Origin of the sequence: Blautia glucerasea (assembly GCF_013304385.1) — a bacterium.
Lineage (GTDB): Bacteria > Bacillota > Clostridia > Lachnospirales > Lachnospiraceae > Blautia_A > Blautia_A ammoniilytica.
Window position 1 is genome coordinate 1 of sequence record NZ_JAAITU010000118.1, and the last position, 1,541, is coordinate 1,541.

1 protein-coding gene is annotated in these 1,541 nt (G+C 40.0%); it reads left to right on the top strand.

All coding sequences use genetic code 11. The features are described from left to right. Window positions 1-111: 111 nt before the first annotated feature. Entirely contained in the window at window positions 112-1,335 is a 1,224-nt protein-coding gene (locus tag G5B11_RS18630; RefSeq protein ID WP_420360631.1) for an IS256 family transposase, read from the top strand. Window positions 1,336-1,541: the final 206 nt, after the last annotated feature.

The window sequence follows — 1,541 nt, forward strand, 5'->3', positions numbered from 1 at the left end:
CGAGACTGTAATTAATTCTGTGTAAATTCTAAAAGAGCTATATATCCTCTTGGATTGATGTTAAAATAAATATCAATTCAGGAGGATTTTTTTATGGCACGAAGAAGAAAAATGGATCCGGAACGCAAAGCGTTCATCAGTAGCTTGTTGGAACACTATCAACCAAAGGATGCCCAGGACGTCCAGGACATGCTGAAAGACCTGCTAGGCGAAACGCTGCAAGGTATGTTAGAAACTGAAATGGATGATCACCTTGGATATTCCAAGTATGACTACAAGAACAAAGAGACAGACGATAGCCGTAATGGTTATAGTCCTAAAACAGTCACCTCTTCAATGGGGACGATCGATCTGGATATACCACGAGATCGAAAGGGAGATTTTGAACCGCAGATTGTGAAAAAGAATCAGACAGATATCTCAAACATTGAAGATCAGGTACTATCTATGTATGCAAAAGGAATGACGACAAGGGATATCTCCGCTCATCTCAAAGATGTTTATGGTGTGGATGCATCAGCAGAAATGATATCACATATGACAGATCGAATCCTTCCTATCGCAAAAGAATGGCAAAATCGGCCGCTGGAAAGAAAATATGCCATTGTTTTTATGGATGCGGTACATTTCCATGTTCGAGAAGACAATCGAACGGTAAAAAAAGCTGTTTACGTCGCTATAGGTGTTAAACTGAATGGAAAACGTGAGGTTCTCGGCATGTGGGTAGGAGGAAATGAAAGTGCGAAATACTGGTTGTCCGTTCTCAACGAGATAAAAAACAGAGGTGTGGAAGATATCATGATCGTATCCGTAGATGGATTGACCGGATTCGGGGATGCCATCCATGCAGTATTCCCACAGGCGGAGATCCAGAGGTGTATTGTGCATCAGATTCGTTATTCTACAAAATTTATCTCTTACAAAGATTTAAAACCATTTATGGCGGATTTAAAGCTGGTTTACAAAGCTGATACAGAAGATCTTGCGCTCACAGCCTTGGAAGATCTGGAAGAAAAATGGGGCAAAAAATACCCTGCTTCCATTGGATCTTGGAGAAATAACTGGACACAATTATCCACTTATTTTAAATATCCATCTGAGATACGTAAATTAATATACACTACAAATTCTATCGAAAATTTTAACCGCCAGCTACGCAAGGTTACGAAATCCAAGACTATTTTTCCGACCGATGATGCACTTTTCAAGATGCTCTATCTGGCAATGATGGATGCTACAAAAAAATGGACCGGAAAGGCTTGGGACTGGGGTCTGACACTGGATCAGTTATGCATCTATTTTGGAGATCGGATCCAGCCAGAGGATATCGATTAAGCACAGATCCAATCGCATATCAAGGGTAAATAAACGCCCGATTTTCTCGGGCGCCCTTGACATGCAATAGAATCCATGCTACTAAATAAACAACAGGCTGAACAGCAAAGTATGCCATTCAGCCCATCACATTATATTTTTGTATTCTATAAACCTATGATTTTATCATCAATTTGAGAGGTTTACACAGAATAATTTACACTACC

Excerpts from the sequence above, each read along its gene's own strand:
- G5B11_RS18630 (WP_420360631.1), top strand. The coding sequence starts at position 112 with ATGGATCCGGAACGCAAAGCGTTCATCAGTAGCTTGTTGGAACACTAT.